This is a genomic window from Streptomyces fradiae ATCC 10745 = DSM 40063, from assembly GCF_008704425.1.
Classification (GTDB): domain Bacteria; phylum Actinomycetota; class Actinomycetes; order Streptomycetales; family Streptomycetaceae; genus Streptomyces; species Streptomyces fradiae.
Genome location: NZ_CP023696.1, coordinates 5186448 through 5206100, shown reverse-complemented (window position 1 = coordinate 5206100; position 19653 = coordinate 5186448). Strand labels below are relative to the sequence as shown.

Genomic DNA, 19653 nt, shown 5'->3' with positions numbered 1-19653 from the left:
ACCGGACGGCCGGGATCCGCGCCCCGTCGGGGTGCGGGCGCGGACGTGCGCGCGACCGAGCCCGGAACCCGGGGGCGACGACGGCGCGCTCCAGCGGGACGGCGCCGGCCGCGGGCCGTCCGGTGTCCCGCCGGGCCGTTGGCGGGCCGGTCGCCCTTCCGCCGGGCCGCACGGAGGGCGGCCCGTCAGCCCGCCGCGGCGAGGACCAGGGGGAGGACCGGCGCGCCGCCTCCCGCGCGGCGCAGGAGCCGGGCCGCGACCGCGAGGGTCCAGCCGGAGTCCGTGTAGTCGTCCACGAGGAGTACGGGGCCGGGATGGGCTGCCAGCGCCCCGGCCAGCTCGTCCGGGACCGCGAACGCGCCGGACAGCGCCCTCAGGCGCTGGGCGGAGTTGCTGCGGCGCGCCGAGTGCGCGCCCTCCCCACCGGTGTACGCGAGGGCTCCCAGGTAGGGCAGCCGCCCGACCTCGGCGATCCCCCGCGCGAGGGTGTCCACCAGTCGCGGGCGGGTCAGGGACGGTACGGCGACGACACCGGTCGGGCGGGCGGTGGCGTCCGGCGCGTCCGACGCCCAGCCTCCCGGTGAGCGCGCCCAGTCGGCGAGTACCGCCACAGCGGCTCGCAGGACGTCGTCGGGGACCGGCCCGTCGGGAGCGCCCTCGGCCAGCAGCGGGCGCAGCCGGTTGCCCCAGCCGATGTCGGAGAGCCTCCCGAGGGCCCGCCCGGTGGAGCACTGCTCGCCGGCCGGGATGCGCCCCCTGAGCTCGACGCCCAGGGCGGCCATCCCGGTCGGCCACATGCGGCGCGGCTCCACCTCCACACCGGGGCGGTCCAGCTCCCGCACGGCCCCGTCCAGCGCCTCGGCCGACACCGCGGCACCGATCCAGGCGCCCGCGCAGTTGTCGCAGCGGCCGCACGGCGCCGCGCCCTCGTCGTCCAGCTGCCGCCGCAGGAACTCCATCCGGCACCGCGACGTGCCCACGTAGTCGCGCATGGCCTGCTGCTCGGCCTCCCGCTGGCGCCGCACGCGCGCGTAGCGCTCGGCGTCGTACACCCAGGGCTCGCCGGTCGAGGTCCAGCCGCCCTTGACCCGCTTCACCGCCCCGTCGACGTCGAGGACCTTCAGCATGGTCTCCAGACGGGTGCGGCGCAGCTCCACCGCCGCCTCCAGGGCGGGCACGGAGAGCGGCCGCCCGGCCTCGGCGAGGGCCGCGAGGGTCTGGCGCACCTGAGCCTCGGGCGGGAAGGCCGTGTCGGCGAAGTAGCGCCAGATCGCCTCGTCCTCCTTGCCGGGCAGCATCAGCACCTCCGCGTGCTCCACGCCGCGCCCCGCCCGCCCCACCTGCTGGTAGTAGGCGATCGGCGAGGACGGCGAACCGAGGTGCACCACGAAGCCCAGGTCCGGCTTGTCGAAGCCCATGCCGAGCGCGGAGGTGGCCACGAGCGCCTTGACCCGGTTCGCCTGGAGGTCGGTCTCGGCCTGCAGCCGGTCGGCGTTCTCCGTGCGGCCCGTGTACGAGGACACCGCGAACCCGCGCTGCCGCAGGAAGGCGGTCGCCTCCTCGGCGGCGGCGACCGTCAGGGCGTACACGATCCCTGAGCCGGGCAGCTCGTCCAGGTGCTCCGCGAGCCACGCCAGGCGGTGGGCCGCGTCCGGCAGGCGCACGACGCCGAGCCGCAGGCTCTCCCGGTCCAGCGGGCCGCGCAGCACCAGGGCCTCCCCCGCGCCCGTGCCGAGCTGCTCGGCCACGTCCGCGGTCACGCGGGCGTTGGCGGTCGCCGTGGTGGCCAGTACCGGCACGCCGGGGGCGAGGTCGGCGAGCATCGAGCGCAGCCGCCGGTAGTCCGGGCGGAAGTCGTGGCCCCAGTCGGAGATGCAGTGCGCCTCGTCGACCACCAGCAGGCCCGTCGTGGCCGCGAGCTTGGGCAGCACCTGCTCGCGGAAGTCGACGGAGTTGAGCCGCTCCGGGCTGACGAGCAGGACGTCGGTCTCGCCGCGCTCCACCTCCCCGTAGACGCCGGTCCACTCCTCCGGGTTGGCGGAGTTGATCGTGCGGGCCCGGATGCCGGCCCGCTCCGCCGCCTCGACCTGGTTGCGCATGAGCGCCAGCAGCGGTGAGACGATCACGGTGGGACCGGCGCCGCGGCGGCGCAGCAGGGCGGTGGCGACGAAGTACACGGCGGACTTGCCCCAGCCGGTGCGCTGCACGACCAGGGCTCTGCGGCGCTCCTTCACCAGGGCGGCGACGGCCTGCCACTGGTCCTCCCGGAGCCGGGCCGACCCCGCGGGGTCGCCGACCAGCTGGGCGAGGATGGTGTCGGCTTCGGTGCGGAGCTCGAGGTCGTCCATGCCCCCATGCAACCCGATGGGTGTGACAGTCGGCCACCTCACCGCGTGTGACGTGAGGGCGACCGGGGGTCGCGGGGCGCCGGGCCGGCGGAACGGGTGCCGCGGTGCGCGGGGCCTCGGGCGGGGTGCCCGGCGTTTTCGCTGGTCTGCGAGCTGATGGCCGTCACCGGTCGGCACGGTGAAGAGTTCGGGCCGGGAATTGCCGCCATACCATCCCATTCCCGTCAGCGGCCGCAATTGCTCGTTGCCGCCCACCCGTGCGGCCAGCAAGAATTGGACTCCGCCCCGCACGGTCCGTCTCACTCCGGGACAGCCGTGCCGCGGCGGGCCCTCACCCGCCCCCTGCCCGCTCTGCGGGCGCGTATGCGAAGGGAGGACCGTGACCTTCGGATTCGCTTCGACCGCACCCGGCTCGTTCGCCTCGCCGGCCGGTTCCGCGAGCCGTCTCGCCCGTGTGCTCGAGCCCGCCGAATGGGTGTCGGCCGGAATTCCCCTGCTGCGCGACCCGCGTGACGTCGTGACGGGTCTGCACGCCCGCCACCGGCCGGGTCCCGCCACGGCGGTGGTCGCCGTCCTCGACCACGACGAGCGGCTCATCGCCAGTGCCTCCTTCACGCCGAGGCCGATCGTGGCGGACGGCTGGGACTTCCGCAACGCGCTGCTGGCACATCTGCGCCGGGTGCTCCCGCACGACCTGCGGCGGCGCACTCCGGTGCGGACGGCCGTCCTGCTGTACTGCCGAGCGGGCGACGCGCGCTGGACGGAGGAGGACGGGGCGTGGATGTGGGGCCTGCGGGACGCCTGCACGCTGCACGGGCTCCGCTGCGGCGCGTACATCACACTGACCGGCGAGGGATGGCAGGTGATGGGCGAGGGACGCGGCGGCCGCAGCCCGCACACGGGGTCACCGCCCGCCGACCTGTCGGACGCCGGGGCGCAGGGGGCGCCGCCCTCTCTGCGCAGGGCGAGCGGCGCGACGGAGCCTCTGCGGCGCGCGGCGGCACGCTAGCCCTCACCGCCGCGCCGCCCGGATGCGGCTCGGCGCCTGGCAGGGGACCACCGCGCCCCCGGCCCGAGAGGCACCGGCTGCACCGCCCGGACGGGCACCGGCCTACCGGCCTGCCCAGCACCAGCCTGCCGGGCACCGACAGGCAGGCATCCGGCCGCACCGGCCGAGAGGGGCCCGGCCGGCCTCGCGACCCGGCAGCCTCCGCACCTCCCCGCAGCGCCCGGGAGGCCCGACGGGCACCGCCCGGACGGCGGGCCACACCGGGCGGCGGACCACACCGGGCGGCGGGCGCCACCAGTCGGGCCGCGCCCAGGACGGCTGTGAGCGCGGTACCGGACGGCGGTGGCGCACCGGTGTACGCCGGGCTCACCGGGACCGGCCCGGAAAGCGGGTCACACCGCCCGGGACACGGCCGGCCGACCCCCCGTCAGAGCGCGGTGCCCAGGACGGCGTTGATCCGCTGCGGGTCGCCGCACACGACGAGCAGCGCTCCGGCGCGCTTCATCGCGGTGGGCAGGGCCCGGGCGGTCGCCGTGTCGTCGTCGCCGTTCACCGCCACGACGACCACCGGGCGGGTCGAGGCGCGGTCCGCGGCCGTCGCGGCCGCGAAGAACACGTCGTCGCGGGCGTCGTGCTGCGCCCAGTAGGCGGCTTCGCCGAAGGAGAGCTCGTGCGCCGCCCACGGGTGCGGATCGCCGGTGGTGAGCACCAGGATGTCGCCTGGGGCGCGGCCGCTCTCCAGCAGGAGGTCGACCGCCTCCTCGGCGGCGTCGAGGGCACCGTCCACCGGGGCCGGGATGAGCTGGATCTGCGGCTGGCTCCGGGAGTCACCGGAACGGTTCGCCGGCCGGGGCGGCTGCTGCGTCCCGGTGTGCGGGCGCGGCGCCGGCGGCGTGGGCCTGGCCGGTCCGGGGCCCGGACGGCCGGGGCGGGGCGAGGCCGCGGTGCGCGGGCCGGGTACGGGTCGGGGGGTCGGCGCGGGGCGGCCTGCGGCCGGCATGGCGCGGGGACCCTGGGCACTCTCGTGAATCTGAGGCTCCTCGGGGATGAGAGGCATGAAGGGATGTCTATCAAACGCCGGTGCGAGTGGCACCGGCGGGTGGCGAGTACGCGATCCGCCTGCGGACGCGCACGCCTGACGGTCGGTCAGAAATCGAAGCCGAGCTGGCCCCCGCTTTCCCGTTCGGCCGCCTCCGCGGAGACACGGACCTTCTTCAGGTGCCGCCACCGGGGCAGCGCGTCCAGGTAGGCCCAGGTCATGCGGTGGTGCGGGGTCGGGCCCAGTTCGGCGAGCGCGGCCTTGTGCACCGGTGACGGGTACCCCGCGTTGGCCGCGAAGCCGAACGGCGCGTAGCCGTCGTGCCGCGAGCCCAGTTCGGCCATCATCGCGTCCCGCCGCACCTTGGCCATCACCGAGGCGGCCGCGACGGCGACACAGGACTGGTCGCCCTTGATCACCGTACGGACCCGCCAGGGGGCGCCGAGGTAGTCGTGCTTGCCGTCGAGGATGACGGCGTCGGGGCGCACCGGCAGCGCGTCGAGCGCCCGTACGGCGGCCAGTCTCAGCGCCGCCGTCATGCCGAGCTCGTCGATCTCCTCCGGGGAGGCGTGACCGAGGGCGTGGGCCGTGACCCACTGCTCCAACTCCGCGGCCAGCTCCGCGCGGCGCTTGGGCGTGAGGAGCTTGGAGTCGGTGAGACCGGCGGGGGGCCGGCGCAGTCCGGTGATGGCGGCGCACACCGTGACGGGCCCCGCCCACGCCCCGCGTCCGACTTCGTCGACCCCGGCGATGACCTTGGCGCCGGTGGTCGCCCGGATCGAGCGCTCGACGGTGTGTGTGGGTGGTTCGTACGGCATGGCGCCTGACAGGTTACGCCGCCTCCGCCCCGCCGCGACACCCGGATGGGCATCCTGCGTCCTCGTCCCTCCGGGGCAGCACCCGGGGCGCCTCTCGAAGCGGGGTCGCCGGGCGGGGGGAGCCGGACTCCCGAAGGCGCCGGGACGGTGGAGGGGCCGCCGGTCCCCGCTCCCGCACGCGGCCCCCGAGAGCCGCCCGCGACCTGTCTGACCTGGGCAGGAGCCATCGGTGTGCCCGGTGAGGGCGCCGGTCAGCGAACGGGGCGCTCCGGCAGCCAGCCGGGCAGTTCCTCCGTGCGGGCGAGCCAGTCGGCGGGCGGGGCCCCTGCCGGTGTGGCGGCGACCACACCGCCGACGATGGCGCAGGTGGTGTCGACGTCCCCGCCGGCCCGGGCCGTCGTCCAGAACGCCCGCTCGTAGTCGCCGAGGGAGCGGGCGGCGGACCACAGGGCGAACGGAACGGTGTCGTGGGCGCTGGTCCGCCGCCCGCAGCCGAGGACGGCGGCCACGGTCTGGGTGTCGTCGTAGTCGAGCATGTCGCGGGCGCGGCGCAGTCCGGCGCCGACGGCGCTGCGCGGGACGAGGGCGACGACGGCGTCGAGGAAGTCGGCGGGCCTGGGCGGGCCTTCCGGGGCCGCGGCGAGCGCTGCCGCGGCGGCGACCGCCATGCACCCGACGACGGCCTCGCGGTGCTGGTGGGTGGTGTACGAGGAGATCTCCGCCTGGTGCGTCGCCTGCTCGGGGTCGTCGGCGTACCAGGCGCCGAGGGGCGCGATCCGCATGGCCGCGCCGTTGCCCCAGGAGCCCTGGCCCTGGAAGAGGGCCGCGGCGAGCTCCCGCCAGTCGCCTCCCTCCCGGATCAGTCGGAGCATGCGGTTGACGGCGGGGCCGTAGCCGCGGTCGAAGTCGTGGTGGTCCGCGAAGGAGCGGGCGAGCGCGTCCTGGTCGATGCGGTCGTGCTCGGCGAGGACGGCCAGGACGGAGCAGGCCATCTCGGTGTCGTCGGTCCACCGCCAGGGGGCGGGCGGGAGCTCGCGCCGCTGGAGCAGCGGGTAGTGGGCGGGGACGAAGAACTGGGAGCCCAGGGCGTCCCCGACGGCCAGCCCCCGGAGGCTGGCGAGGGCGCGCTCGAAGCGTCGGCGGTGAGAGGAGTCAGCGGTCATCGCCTTGCCACTGTATCCGGTGGGTCCCCTTCCGGCCCGGGCTCAGCGCACCGGGCGTCCGGCCTCCAGCCGCAGGCTCCGGCCGGTGAACCGGCGGCGCAGGTGCCGGTCGTGGGAGACGACGACCAGGGCCCCGGGCCACTGGTCGAGAGCCTCTTCCAGCTCCTCCATGAGGCCGGGCGCGAGGTGGTTGGCGGGCTCGTCCAGGAGCAGCAGGTCGGCGGGGCGGGCGAGGAGCCGTGCGAGGGCGAGTCGGCGGCGCTGCCCGGCGGACAGGGAGCCCACGGGCGTGTGGAGGTCACTCGGGCGGAACAGTCCGTAGGAGAGGAGCAGTTCCTCCTTCTCCTCGCCCGTCCCGGCGAGGCCCCGGCCGAACGCGGCCAGCAGACGCTCCTGCGGACGGCCGACCGGTATCTCCTGTGCGAGGTGGCCGATGGCTCCCCGCCGGGTGGCGGTGCCCGCGTCGGGCGCGACGAGTCCGGCCATGACCCGCAGCAGGGTGGACTTGCCCGCGCCGTTGTCGCCGTGGACCAGCAGCCGCTCCCCCGCGCCGACGGTGAGGTGGTCGACGGCGAGCCTGTCCCCGACCCGCACGCCGGCGAGGGTCACCAGATCGCCGCCGGCCGTGCCGGTCAGGGGCCGCGCGGTGAAGGCGAGGGGGCGCGGGGGCGGGGGCACGGGATTCTCGCGGAGGCGGCGCAGCCGCTCACGGGCGGCACGGACCCGTCCGGAGACGGACGCCTGGACGCGTCCCGCGGCCCGGTCGTAGGCCATCTTGTTGCCGTCCTTCATCCCGCGCCCCGCGGCCACCCCGTGGGCGGTGGTGGCGGCGTACTCCTCCAGGCGGGCGGTCTCGTCGCGCCATTCGGCGTGGGCCTGCTCCCAGCGGCGGCGGGCGGCGGCGCGCTCCTGCCGGTACCCGGCGTAGCCGTGGCCGTAGCGGACGACCGTGCGGCGGTCGGCGTCCACTTCGAGGACGGCGGTGGTGACCCGCTCCAGGAACGTGCGGTCGTGGGACACGGCGACGACCGTGCCGCAGTGGGCGAGCAGGGCACCCTCCAGCCAGTCCAGGGCGGCTTCGTCCAGGTGGTTGGTGGGCTCGTCGAGGAACATCACCTCCGGGGCGGCGGCGATCAGGCAGGCGAGGCCGAGGCGGGCCTGCTCGCCGCCGGAGAGGCTGCCCAGGGGACGGTCGCGGCCGACGCCGCCGAGACCGAGGCCGTGCAGGGCCTTGTCGACACGGGCGTCGGCCTCGTAGCCGCCGCGCAGCTCGTACGCGGTGAGCAGCCCGCCGTACTCGGCGAGGGCGGCCTCGCCGGCGGTGGCGAGGGCGGCTTCGAGGGCGCGGAGGCGGGCCTCCATGGCGCGGAGCTCGCCCAGGGCCGCGTCGACGGCCTCGGCGACCGTGCTGCCGGGCGGGAGCTGGGGGGTCTGGGCGAGGAGGCCGACCCCACCCTCCGCGACGGTGGTCGCCTCGCCCTCGTCGGGCCGCTCCGCACCGGCGAGGAGGCGCAGCAGCGTCGACTTGCCCGCGCCGTTCTCCCCCACGATGCCGAGGCGCTCACCCGGACGCACCGTGAGGGAGACGTCGTCGAGCAGCAGCCTGCCGCCCTGGGACTTGGAGACGTGGTGAAGGCTGATCTGTGTGGGCAAGGGCGCCTCCCGGCGGGTCGGTCGGCGACGGCGGCGGTGACCGTCACCAGGGCTAAACGCTACTCGTGTGGCGTTACGACGAGTGTGGCACACTCCTAGCACCTAACGCAACAGGAGTAGCGATATTGAGTGAGAACGCGGAGGGGGCGGCGCCCCCGCCCGGCACCCGCCGCCCCGGCGGCCGTACGGCGCGGACCCGCGCGGCCGTGCGCGACGCCGTCCTGACGGGTCTGGCCGAGCATGGGTATCCGGGCCTGACCGTCGAGTACGTGGCGGAGCGGTCGGGCGTGCACAAGACGACGCTGTACCGCAGGTGGGGCGGCCTGGAGGGGCTGGTGGCCGACGCCCTGGACCTCGCGGGCGAGGACACGTGGGCACCGCCCGACACGGGCCTTCTGGACGGCGATCTGCGGGCCCTCGCCCGTGAGGTGTGCGAGGCGTTCGGCGACCCCGCGGCGGCCGCGGCGCCCACCGCCTTCATTGCGGCGGCGTTCCAGTCGGAGCGGGCGGCCGACGCGCTGCGGGCCTTCTACACGGAGCGGTTCGGGCGCTGCGAGGCCGTCGTGGAACGGGCGGTCGCGCGGGGCGAGGCCCCGGTCGGCACGGACGCGGGCGCGGTCGTACGGGCCGTGTCGGCCCCGCTGTTCCTCCGGCTGTTCGTCACGCGCGAGCCGGTCGACACGGCGCTGGCCGACCAGTCGGCGGCGGCGGTGGCCGCGGCGGTACGGGCCGGGGCGTTCACGCCGTCCACCGGGGCGGGGACGGCCACGGCCACCGATGCGCGGACGGCCACGGCGCCGCCGCGGACGCCTCGGTGACGACCGGGATCAGGCGCACTCACCGGGCGGCGCCCCGTGCTCAGGCACGTGCCGGGGCGGCGCCCGGACCCTGCCACCCGCCCCGGTGACGGCCCGGGCCAGACGCACACCCCGGCGAGCCCGGCCCGGCCCCGGATGGTGCACCGCCGCGGCGTCCGCCCCGCCCCGGGCGCGGGCGGCCACCACACGCGCGAGACGCCGCACGCCCGGCTCGAGCCACGTCCATGCCCCCGCCCGCGCCCCCGCTCACTCCCGGGCGGGCCGACGGGTCAGACGGTCCAGGCCGGTTCGAGGTCCACGACGTCCCCGGTCAGCGCCACGACGTCGGTGGCGAGCTGGGCGCGCAGGGCCAGCCGCTCCACCCGCTCGGCCCGGTACTTGCCGTGCTCGGCCGCCGACCGCCACATCGACAGGACCAGGAACTCGTTGCCCGGAGCCTCCCCGAAGAGACCGCGCAGCATGCCGGGCGAACCGGCCATCGCCGGATTCCAGACCTTCTCCTGCATCAGGGCGTAGTGCTCGACGCGGTCCTCGCGGATACGGCTGTGGGCGACCCGTACGACGTCGGCGTCGGTGAAGCGGGGCTCGAAACCGGTCTTGACGTCGAAGCGGTGGTCGAACAGCTTGGCCTGCGCCCCCTTGAAGGTGCCGGACTGGGCGGCGGCCAGCCTGTCGTGGGACCGCGCCATGAAGGAGTCGTAGAAGGCGCGGCTCTCCCAGAAGGAGAAGACGTGGGCGACGCCGGGGCGCAGCCGGCTCCACCCGCCGCCCTGCCCCCGGAAGCCCGGTTCCCCCGGCAGCCCCGCCCATTTCCGCTGCCCCCGCTCGAACCCCCGACGGTCCACGACGGTGCAGCGAATCCACTTGACCAGCACCGCGCCATCGTACGGCGCCGGGATCCCGCCCATCAGCCCTTCACGACCGACGCCTCGTGACACCATGGGGAGCCGACCGGGCACGGAGGGGAGTCGGCCCCTGCGCGCGCCGGTCCCGGAGAGGGGGAGCTGTGAGCAGTCTCAACAAGGGCGTAGGAAAGGTCGAGGTGTCCCTCAAGTGGGACCCGAGCAGCGGCGGCCCGGTCCACGACCTGGACATCATCGCCGCCGTCTACACCGCGCAGGCGCCGGCCGGCGAACCGGCGTACCTGGTCCACTTCGACAGCCGGTCCCCGGACGGGACGATCACCCTGAGCCGCGACAGCCGCACGGGGCTGGGGCTGGGCATCGACGAGTCCATGGTGCTGGAGCTGAACCGCCTCGCGCCCGCCTACGCGCGCGTGGTCGTCGGCATCGCCATCCAGCAGGGCGGCGGCCGCGTGACCTTCGGCGACGTGGCGAACACGGCCGTCTTCGTCAAGGAGGGCTACGAGGAGCTGTTCCGCGACGACTTCGGCGCCGTCCGGGACGCCACGTCGGCCACCGTCGTCGAGTTCACCCGCCAGGGCCCGCAGACCTGGACGTACCGGGCCGCCGTGCACGGCTACGACGCTGATCCGGAGGCCTTCACCCGCAGCATGGGCGCCCTGCGCTGACTCGGCGGTTCCGGCTCGCCGCGGCGCCCGCGCGGCCGGCCCCCTTCCGGGGCGGCCGGGGCACGGCGAAGGGGACCGGCCGGCGGCCGGTCCCCTCACGCCGTTCACCCGAGGGGCGCCGCGCCGGCCGAAGCCGTGCGCGGCACCGCGGGTCAGCTGCAGCCGCTGGTGGAGCCGCAGCCCTCGCAGATGTAGCAGGAGCCGGCGCGCTGCATCTTCGTACCGCAGGAGAAGCAGAGCGGGGCGTCGGCCTGGATGCCGAGCTGCATCTCGACCAGCTCCGCCGAGGTGTGCGGCGCCTGCGGGGAGGCCGGGGCGGCCGGGGCCTCCGCCTTGGGGGCGGGGACGGACTTCGGTGCCTCCTGACGGCGCGGGGCGGACTGGGCGAGGCCCTCGACGTCCACCTCGTCGTCCGCCGGCTCGTACGAACCGGTCTCCAGGTGCCGCTGGCGCTCCTCCGCGGAGTGGATGCCGAGCGCCGAGCGGGTCTCGAAGGGCAGGAAGTCGAGCGCCAGGCGGCGGAAGATGTAGTCGACGATCGACTGCGCCATCCGCACGTCCGGGTCGTCCGTCATACCGGCCGGCTCGAAGCGCATGTTGGTGAACTTCGAGACGTACGTCTCCAGCGGCACGCCGTACTGGAGGCCGACCGAGACGGCGATGGAGAAGGCGTCCATCATGCCCGCGAGGGTCGAGCCCTGCTTGGACATCTTGAGGAAGACCTCGCCCAGGCCGTCGTCCGGGTAGGAGTTGGCCGTCATGTAGCCCTCGGCGCCGCCGACCGTGAAGGAGGTGGTGATGCCGGGACGTCCCTTCGGGAGGCGCTTGCGGACCGGGCGGTACTCGACGACCTTCTCGACCTTCGCGGGCTCGGCGACCTTCGCGACCTCGGTCTTCTTCTCCTCCTCCTTCTTCTTGGCGGAGAGCGGCTGGCCGACCTTGCAGTTGTCGCGGTAGATGGCGAGCGCCTTGACGCCCATCTTCCACGCCTCGAAGTAGACCTCCTCGACGTCCTCGACGGTGGCCGTCTCGGGCAGGTTCACCGTCTTGGAGAGGGCGCCGGAGATCCACGGCTGGATGGCCGCCATCATCCGCACGTGGCCCATCGCGGAGATCGAGCGCTCGCCCATCGCGCAGTCGAAGACCTCGTAGTGCTCCTGCTTGAGGCCGGGGGCGTCGATCACGTTGCCGTGCTCGGCGATGTGCGCGACGATCGCCTCGATCTGCTCCTCCTGGTAGCCCAGGCGTCGCAGGGCCTGCGGGACCGTGCCGTTGACGATCTGCATGGAGCCGCCGCCGACCAGCTTCTTGAACTTGACCAGGGCGAGGTCGGGCTCGAGGCCGGTGGTGTCGCAGGACATCGCGAGGCCGATGGTGCCGGTCGGGGCGATGACGGACGCCTGGGAGTTGCGGAAGCCGTTCTTCCCGCCGAGGCGGATCACGTCCTGCCAGGCCTCCGTCGCGGCGGCCCAGATCGGGGTGTCGAGGTCGTCCATGCGGACGGCCGCGCCGTTGGCGTCGGCGTGCTGCTTCATGACGCGCTGGTGCGCCTCGGCGTTGCGGGCGTAGCCGTCGTACGGGCCGACGACCGCGGCCAGCTCGGCCGAGCGGCGGTAGGAAGTGCCGGTCATCAGCGAGGTGATCGCGCCGGCCAGGGCGCGGCCGCCGTCGGAGTCGTAGGCGTGGCCGGTCGCCATGAGCAGGGCGCCGAGGTTGGCGTAGCCGATGCCGAGCTGGCGGAAGGCGCGGGTGTTCTCGCCGATCTTCTCGGTCGGGAAGTCGGCGAAGCAGATGGAGATGTCCATCGCCGTGATGACCAGCTCGACGACCTTCGCGAAGCGCTCGACGTCGAAGGACTGGTTGCCCTTGCCGTCGTCCTTCAGGAACTTCATCAGGTTCAGCGAGGCCAGGTTGCAGGACGTGTTGTCCAGGTGCATGTACTCGCTGCACGGGTTCGAGCCGTTGATGCGGCCGGACTCGGGGCAGGTGTGCCAGTGGTTGATCGTGTCGTCGTACTGGATACCCGGGTCGGCGCAGGCCCAGGCGGCCTCGGCCATCTTGCGGAACAGCGCCTTGGCGTCGACCTCCTCGATGACCTCGCCGGTCATGCGGGCGCGCAGGCCGAACGTGCCGCCGGCCTCCACGGCCTTCATGAACTCGTCGTTCACGCGGACGGAGTTGTTGGCGTTCTGGTACTGGACGGACGTGATGTCGTCGCCGCCCAGGTCCATGTCGAAGCCCGCGTCGCGCAGGGCGCGGATCTTCTCCTCCTCCTTCACCTTGGTCTCGATGAAGTCCTCGATGTCGGGGTGGTCGACGTCGAGGATGACCATCTTGGCGGCGCGACGGGTGGCGCCGCCCGACTTGATGGTGCCGGCGGAGGCGTCGGCGCCGCGCATGAAGGAAACCGGACCGGAGGCGTTGCCGCCGGAGGAGAGCAGTTCCTTGGAGGAGCGGATGCGGGAGAGGTTCAGGCCGGCGCCCGAGCCGCCCTTGAAGATCATGCCCTCTTCCTTGTACCAGTCGAGGATCGACTCCATGGAGTCGTCGACCGACAGGATGAAGCAGGCGGAGACCTGCTGGGGCTGCGGCGTGCCGACGTTGAACCACACCGGCGAGTTGAAGCTGAAGATCTGGTGCAGGAGGGCGTAGGCGAGCTCGTGCTCGAAGACCTCCGCGTCGGCGGGGGACGGGAAGTAGCCGTACTCCTCGCCGGCCTTGCGGTAGGTCTTCACGATGCGGTCGATGAGCTGCTTCAGGCTCGTCTCGCGCTGCGGCGTGCCGACGGCACCCCGGAAGTACTTGCTGGTGACGATGTTGACCGCGTTCACCGACCAGAAGTCGGGGAACTCGACGCCACGCTGCTCGAAGTTGACCGAGCCGTCGCGCCAGTTGGTCATGACGACGTCACGGCGTTCCCAGACGACCTCGTCGTACGGGTGCACGCCGGGGGTCGTGTGGATGCGCTCGATGCGCAGGCCCTTGCCCGCCTTGCTGGACCCCTTGGCGCGGGAGCCTCGTGCCGGGCCGCTCGTCGTCTCTGTCATGCCGCCTCCCATATACGGGCAAAAACGCCCTGATGTGCCCATAGCTTCCCAGGGCACGGTTTCCGTCTTTCGTCGTGAGCACTGCGAGCAGCACCCGTGACAGGTCGAATAGGCCGCGTCCGCGGCCGGTCACCGCATCGCGGCGGGTCCGGTCGGCCGCTCGGCCGGCTTCAGGTCGCGGGCACCGGGACCGCGGGGGCCGTACCGGTGCCGCCCTCCTCCGCGGACGGCCGCCGCTCGCGCAGCTCCGCGATGGCGGCCTCGAAGTCCTCGAGGGTGTCGAACGCGCGGTACACGGACGCGAAGCGCAGGTACGCGACGAGGTCGAGCTCCCGCAGCGGGCCGAGTATGGCGAGGCCGACGTCGTGCGTGGTGAGCTCCGCGCTGCCGGTGGCCCGGACGGCCTCCTCGACGCGCTGGCCCAGCTGCGCCAGGGCGTCCTCGGTGACGGGCCGCCCCTGGCAGGCCTTGCGCACACCGTTGATGACCTTGGTCCGGCTGAAGGGCTCGGTCACCCCGCTGCGCTTCACGACCATGAGGGAGCAGGTCTCCACCGTGGTGAAGCGGCGGGAGCAGTCGGGGCACTGGCGGCGGCGGCGGATGGACGTCCCGTCGTCGGTGGTGCGACTGTCGACGACACGGCTGTCGGGGTGCCTGCAGAAGGGGCAGTGCATGGTCCCAACCCTCCTTCACAGCACGACTGAACAGCCCCGCGAGGCCCTTCCGGGCCCCCTCGAAGCAGCTTCAAGCATAGGCGATGCCATCACCCCGGACGGACCGGGGACCACAACTTCTAGGTGGCTGTCACCATGCAACCACTACATGTAGGGTCCCGGGCCCATTCGCGGCGCGGAGCGTGTCGCCCCGCGCGCCATCCCCCGGGCCGCGGACGAGCCTACGGCACGGGCCGCCCCCGGCGCCGCCGGGGGCGGGGGTGCCGGGGGTGCGGGAGGGCCGTCGACAGAGCCCCGCGAGGCCCGCCGGAGGGCGCCGAAAAGGCCCCCGTAAATGTGCCCGCGAAGGCGCCGGGGAGGCCCCGGGAAGGCCCGGAGAAGGCGCCGTAGAGGCCCCGGGAACACCGTGCGCATGGACTCGGGGAGACCCCGGAAAGGCACCGCGGAGAGGGCCGCCCTCATTCGCCGTACACGGCGTGTCGCGCTCCCGGAGAGGAGCCGGCTCAGCGCCGGAGGGGGGTGGCCCCGCTCGCGGGACGGGCAGGCGATACCGTAATAGCCCGAATTGCCTCGCTGTCGCACGCGCATCGGCCGCACCGGAGGCGCACCCGCCCGCAGGGCGAAAGGTCGCACATACACCCAGGCGCACGCACAGGTAAGCCATTCCGTGGTTTTTCACTCGAACGTGTGTTTGGCGCAACCTTTCGAAAGCAACTACCGTTGTGCCAGCCAGGGAGACCATTCGAGAGGGGCCGACGTGACCACCACCGCAGACAGCGCCAGCGCCACCATCACCGCCCAGGACCGCTCCCAGGGCCGATTCGAGCCGGTACACGCCATGACCGTGAAGAACGCGAACGAGGCGGGCACGACGCCCGAGCCCGGCAAGCCCGCGCGCGCCCTCCCCGGCCGACCTCCCGGCATCCGGGCCGACAGCTCGGGACTCACGGACCGGCAGCGCCGGGTCATCGAGGTCATCCGCGACTCGGTGCAGCGGCGGGGGTACCCCCCGTCGATGCGGGAGATCGGCCAGGCGGTCGGGCTGTCCAGCACCTCCTCGGTGGCGCACCAGCTGATGGCCCTGGAGCGGAAGGGCTTCCTCCGCCGCGACCCGCACCGGCCGCGCGCGTACGAGGTGCGCGCCTCCGACCAGCCGAGCGCCCAGCCCGCGGACACCACCGGCAAGCCCGCCGCCTCGTACGTCCCACTCGTCGGCCGGATCGCCGCCGGCGGCCCGATCCTGGCCGAGGAGTCCGTCGAGGACGTCTTTCCCCTCCCCCGGCAGCTGGTGGGCGACGGTGAGCTGTTCGTCCTGAAGGTCGTGGGCGACTCCATGATCGAGGCCGCCATCTGCGACGGCGACTGGGTGACGGTCCGCCGCCAGCCGGTCGCGGAGAACGGCGACATCGTGGCAGCCATGCTCGACGGCGAGGCCACGGTCAAGCGCTTCAAGCGGGAGGACGGCCACGTCTGGCTGCTCCCGCACAATGCCGCCTACCAGCCCATCCCCGGTGACGAGGCGACCATCCTCGGCAAGGTGGTCGCGGTACTGCGGCGAGTCTGACCCCTGCGCCGGCCCCGAACCGGGCCCCGGGACCTCTGCGCCGGTCCCGGGGCCCCGCCATGTCCGCTGCGGCCCGGCACCGGGAACCACGGACCGGCGCCAACGCCGCGCCTGCGCGTTCGAAGGCGGCCGCCGGACCCCGAAGGGCGCCGCCGGTGCGCGCCCCGCCACGCGCCCGCCTTCGCCGCTACGCGCCCGCCTTCGCCGCCTGATCGATGGCGGCCAGGGAGCGGCGGACCTGATTGCGGTCCGTCGTGTACCAGAAGTCGGGCAGGGAGGCCCGCAGGAAGCCGCCGTAGCGGGCGTTCGCCAGCCGCGGGTCGAGGACGGCCACCACACCGCGGTCGCCCGTGGCCCGTACGAGACGGCCGGCGCCCTGCGCCATGAGCAGCGCGGCATGGGTCGCGGCGACCGCCATGAAGCCGTTGCCGCCCGCCTCCTCGACCGCCTTCTGCCGGGCGCTCATCAGCGGGTCGTCCGGGCGGGGGAACGGGATCCGGTCCATCACCACGAGCTGGCAGTTCGGCCCCGGCACGTCGACGCCCTGCCACAGCGACAGCGTTCCGAAGAGGCAGGTCTCCGCATCGGCGGCGAACGTCTTGATCAGCTCGCCGAGCGTGTCCTCGCCCTGGAGCAGCACCGGCTTGTCCAGGCGGCCCCGCAGCTCCTCGGCGGCGGCCTGCGCGGCCCTCATGGAGGAGAACAGGCCGAGCGTGCGGCCCCCGGCAGCCTCGATCAGCTCCGCCAGCTCGTCCAGCATGTCCGTCCGGCTGCCCTCCCGTCCGGGAGTCGCCAGATGGCGTGCGACGTAGAGGATGCCCTGCTTGGGGTAGTCGAAGGGCGAGCCGACGTCGATGCCCTTCCACACGGGCAGGTCCTCGCCCTCGACGCCCTCCGGCGCGAGCCCCAGCGAGGCGCCCACCCCGTTGAAGTCCCCGCCGAGCTTGAGCGTCGCCGACGTCAGGACCACCGAGCGGTCGGCGAAGAGCTTCTCGCGCAGCAGACCCGACACGGACAGCGGGGCCACCCGCAGGGACGCGCCGAAGCGGTCGTGCCGCTCGTACCAGACGACGTCGTACTCGGAGCCGTTGGCGATGCGCTCCGCGACCGCGTGGACGTTCTCCACGGCGGCCATGGCCTGCTTGCGGACGGCGTCCTCGTCCTGCCCGGACCGGTCACGGTTGCCGCCCAGCGCCGTGATCACGGTGCGGGCCGCGTCCCGCAGCGCCATCAGGGCGTACGCGAGGTCCTCGGGCACCTCCTGGAGGCGGCCCGGCAGGGCCAGCTCCATCAGCTTCTCGAAGCCCTCCGCGGCCGTCTGCAACTGGTCGGCGGCCTTCTCGTCCACGAGCTTCGCGGCTCTGCGCACCGCCCGGTTGACCTGGCCGGGGGTGAGCTCGCCGGTGGCGACCCCGGTCACGCGGGAGACGAGCTCGTGCGCCTCGTCGACGATCAGCACCTCGTGCTGCGGCAGGACGGGGGCGCCCTCGATGGCGTCGATGGCGAGCAGCGCGTGGTTGGTCACCACCACATCGGCGAGCTTGGCCCGCTCCCGCGCCGCCTCCGCGAAGCACTCGGCACCGTATGCGCACTTGCTCGCCCCCAGGCACTCGCGCGAGGAGACGGACACCTGCCCCCACGCCCGGTCGGAGACGCCCGGCGTCAGGTCGTCGCGGTCGCCCGTATCGGTCTCGTCCGACCAGTCGCGCAGGCGCAGCAGGTCCTGGCCGAGCTTGCTGGTCGGGGCGGCCGCCTCGAACGGGTCGAACAGTCCGTCCTCCTCCTCCTGCGGCACGCCCTCGTGGATGCGGTGCAGGCACAGGTAGTTGGAGCGGCCCTTGAGCATGGCGAACTCCGGACGGCGGCGCAGCAACGGGTGCAGCGCGTCGACCGTCCGCGGCAGGTCCCGCTCGACGAGCTGGCGCTGGAGGGCGAGCGTGGCCGTCGCCACGACGACGCGGTCCCCGTGCGCCAGGGCGGGCACCAGGTAGCCGAGGGACTTGCCGGTGCCGGTGCCGGCCTGGACGAGCAGGTGCGTACCGTCGTCGACGGCCTGGGCGACTGCCTCGGCCATGGCGACCTGGCCTGGCCTTTCCATGCCGCCGACGGCGGCGACGGCGGCGTGGAGGAGCTCGGGGAGGGATGGCTTCGTCATAGCCCGTCCACCCTACGGCTCCGCACTGACAGCCGGACCGCCCCGAGCGTCCTCCCCGCCCGTTCCGGACACTCCCCCGGCGTGCCCACCCCGCACAACGGCACACCGCCACCCGGACGGGTGACTGAAAACGCACCCCATTGACGGGTGGGCGGCCGTCCCCCTCCGCCCGGGTCCGGCGGCGGCGCCGGTGCGCGGGGCTCTCCCGCGGGCCCTGTGCGGAGGGTCACGGACGGTGTGGGGGGCCGCGCCCCGAGGAACCGCGGCCCTGCCGCACGCCGTCCCCAACGGCACCGGCATAGTGGGGGCCGCACTTCGGCGCCGGGCGCCCGGCGCCGCCGGAGGCCGGGTTCCGGAGTGCGCGCTCACGTAGTTCCGCGTTGGCGGGCGGCTTGTCGCAAGGCGCCCGGTTCACGAAGTTCCCAGGGGGATCACTCATGCGCACGATACGTCCGCTGCTCGCGTCGACCGCCCTCGCGGCGGCGCTCGCGCTCACCGCCACAGGCTGCGGTCCGGAGGAGGACCCGTCCGCCGCGCCCGGCGCCTCCGCCGCCCCGGTGCCCGGCGGGGACGGCAAGATCACCATCCCGGACGATCTGAAGGACCGGCTCAAGCAGCACGGTATCGACCTCGACAAGTGGCGGGGCGGCGAGTGGAAGAACTGGGACCGGGACAAGTGGCTGCGTGAGGCGCAGGACTTCGTCAACCCGATCATCGAGGACCTGTGGGACCCGGACCGCATGCGTGAGGCGGAGGAGCCGGACCAGCCCGTCGAGGACGGGGACATCCCCGACGACGCGGGCGTGACGGACCCGACGCCCGCGCGCGTGGAGGCCACGGCCGTGAAGCCCGCCTACCACGACGGCGCCCCGGAGGCCGGCAAGCTGCTCTTCGACGGCCCCAAGGGCTCGATGGTCTGCTCGGCGACCGTCGTGCAGGACCCCGCGAACCCGGGCAGGTCCAACCTGGTGTGGACGGCGGGCCACTGCGTCCACGCCGGCAAGAACGGCGGCTGGTACCGGAACATCGCCTTCGTACCGTCGTACAACGACAAGGGCCTGTCGACGGCCCAGCTGGAGAAGGCCTCCCGCGAGGACGTCGCCCCGTACGGCGTGTGGTGGGGCGACTGGGCGCAGACCTCCGAGCAGTGGATCGACCAGGGCGCTTCGACGGGCGGCCAGGGCGCCCCGTACGACTTCGCCGTCGTCCACGTGACGCCGGAGAAGGGCGGCGGCGGCAAGTCGCTGGAGGAGACGGTCGGTTCGGCCCTGCCCGTCGAGTTCGACGCGCCGGCCGCGCCGCGGATCGCGAGCATGGAGGCGACCGGCTACCCGGCGGCGCCGCCGTACGACGGCCAGCGGATGTTCCAGTGCGCGGACAAGCCCGGCCGGCTGTCGCTGAAGGCCGAGCAGCCGACGATGTACCGCATCGGGTGCAGCATGACCGGTGGCTCGTCGGGCGGTGGCTGGGTCGCCGCGGGCAAGGACGGCAAGCCGGCGCTGGTGTCCAACACCTCGATCGGGCCGGTGCAGGCGGGCTGGCTCGCCGGGCCCCGTCTGGGCGCCGAGGCGAAGGGCGTGTTCACGGCGGTCAGCGAGAAGTTCGCGGGGCGCTGAGCCGCTGCCGCCGCGCGTCTGCTGCTGAGCTCCACCGCTGAGCCGCTGAGCCGTGCCGCCCCCGTCCCCCCGTCCCGCGGGGTGGGGTGAGCGTCACTGCGGGTCGGCGGGCGCGGGCGGAAGATCGGCCCGAGCCTGCGCGCCGCGGGCCGGGGGGAGCCCGGCGGCCGGCGGCCGGCGCCCGCCCGGTGCGCACCGGGCGAGGGGCGGGGCGGAAC

14 protein-coding genes are annotated in these 19653 nt (G+C 74.2%); 5 read left to right on the top strand and 9 right to left on the bottom strand.

Annotated elements, in window-relative coordinates; translation table 11 throughout:
* Positions 1-185 precede the first annotated feature (185 nt).
* Complete coding sequence (locus CP974_RS23210) at positions 186-2348, bottom strand: RecQ family ATP-dependent DNA helicase (RefSeq protein ID WP_031127832.1); 2163 nt, start codon at positions 2346-2348, stop codon at positions 186-188.
* A 379-nt stretch (positions 2349-2727) separates the two neighbouring features.
* Here CP974_RS23210 and CP974_RS23205 point away from each other — a divergent pair, with 379 nt between their 5' ends.
* The gene (locus CP974_RS23205; protein ID WP_031127834.1) at positions 2728-3357 is read left to right on the top strand and encodes a hypothetical protein; all 630 of its coding nucleotides are present in this window, start codon (positions 2728-2730) and stop codon (positions 3355-3357) included.
* 427 nt (positions 3358-3784) lie between these two features.
* Here the strand turns inward: CP974_RS23205 and CP974_RS23200 are convergent, their stop codons facing one another.
* The 4 genes from CP974_RS23200 to CP974_RS23185 form a co-directional block, all read right to left on the bottom strand.
* The gene (locus tag CP974_RS23200) at positions 3785-4414 is read right to left on the bottom strand and encodes a hypothetical protein (RefSeq protein ID WP_031127835.1); all 630 of its coding nucleotides are present in this window, start codon (positions 4412-4414) and stop codon (positions 3785-3787) included.
* Between the two features lie 89 nt (positions 4415-4503).
* Entirely contained in the window at positions 4504-5214 is a 711-nt protein-coding gene (gene rnhB, locus CP974_RS23195; protein ID WP_031127836.1) for a ribonuclease HII, read from the bottom strand.
* Between the two features lie 251 nt (positions 5215-5465).
* On the bottom strand, positions 5466-6377 hold the full coding sequence (locus tag CP974_RS23190) for an ADP-ribosylglycohydrolase family protein (protein ID WP_085921501.1): 912 nt from the start codon (positions 6375-6377) through the stop codon (positions 5466-5468).
* Between the two features lie 42 nt (positions 6378-6419).
* On the bottom strand, positions 6420-8030 hold the full coding sequence (locus tag CP974_RS23185) for an ABC-F family ATP-binding cassette domain-containing protein (protein WP_031127838.1): 1611 nt from the start codon (positions 8028-8030) through the stop codon (positions 6420-6422).
* 125 nt (positions 8031-8155) lie between these two features.
* Between CP974_RS23185 and CP974_RS23180 the strand changes: the two genes are divergently transcribed.
* Complete coding sequence (locus CP974_RS23180; RefSeq protein ID WP_031127840.1) at positions 8156-8848, top strand: TetR/AcrR family transcriptional regulator C-terminal ligand-binding domain-containing protein; 693 nt, start codon at positions 8156-8158, stop codon at positions 8846-8848.
* A gap of 269 nt (positions 8849-9117) precedes the next feature.
* Here CP974_RS23180 and CP974_RS23175 read toward each other — a convergent pair whose 3' ends face one another.
* Positions 9118-9723 carry a YdbC family protein gene (locus tag CP974_RS23175; protein WP_031127841.1) on the bottom strand — a complete coding sequence of 202 codons (606 nt, stop codon included), beginning with the start codon at positions 9721-9723 and terminating at the stop codon, positions 9118-9120.
* Positions 9724-9854: 131 nt separating this feature from the next.
* Here CP974_RS23175 and CP974_RS23170 point away from each other — a divergent pair, with 131 nt between their 5' ends.
* Positions 9855-10379 (top strand): TerD family protein, encoded by a 525-nt coding sequence (locus tag CP974_RS23170; RefSeq protein ID WP_031127843.1) that lies wholly within the window; start codon positions 9855-9857, stop codon positions 10377-10379.
* 152 nt (positions 10380-10531) lie between these two features.
* Here CP974_RS23170 and CP974_RS23165 read toward each other — a convergent pair whose 3' ends face one another.
* Both CP974_RS23165 and nrdR read right to left on the bottom strand, forming a co-directional pair.
* Positions 10532-13426: a vitamin B12-dependent ribonucleotide reductase gene (locus CP974_RS23165; protein ID WP_031127844.1), complete on the bottom strand. Its 2895-nt coding sequence runs from the start codon at positions 13424-13426 to the stop codon at positions 10532-10534.
* Positions 13427-13596: 170 nt separating this feature from the next.
* A complete protein-coding gene (nrdR, locus tag CP974_RS23160; protein WP_031127846.1) occupies positions 13597-14100 on the bottom strand; it encodes a transcriptional regulator NrdR in 504 nt (167 codons plus the stop codon).
* A 757-nt stretch (positions 14101-14857) separates the two neighbouring features.
* On the opposite strand from nrdR, the gene lexA reads away from it, so the two are divergent.
* A complete protein-coding gene (lexA, locus tag CP974_RS23155) occupies positions 14858-15664 on the top strand; it encodes a transcriptional repressor LexA (protein ID WP_031127847.1) in 807 nt (268 codons plus the stop codon).
* A 187-nt stretch (positions 15665-15851) separates the two neighbouring features.
* On the opposite strand, the gene CP974_RS23150 is transcribed toward lexA, so the two are convergent.
* Positions 15852-17819 carry an ATP-dependent DNA helicase gene (locus CP974_RS23150; RefSeq protein WP_031127849.1) on the bottom strand — a complete coding sequence of 656 codons (1968 nt, stop codon included), beginning with the start codon at positions 17817-17819 and terminating at the stop codon, positions 15852-15854.
* A 437-nt stretch (positions 17820-18256) separates the two neighbouring features.
* Between CP974_RS23150 and CP974_RS23145 the strand changes: the two genes are divergently transcribed.
* Positions 18257-19435, top strand: a complete 1179-nt coding sequence (locus CP974_RS23145) for a trypsin-like serine peptidase (protein WP_031127851.1) — start codon at positions 18257-18259, stop codon at positions 19433-19435.
* Positions 19436-19653 lie beyond the last annotated feature (218 nt).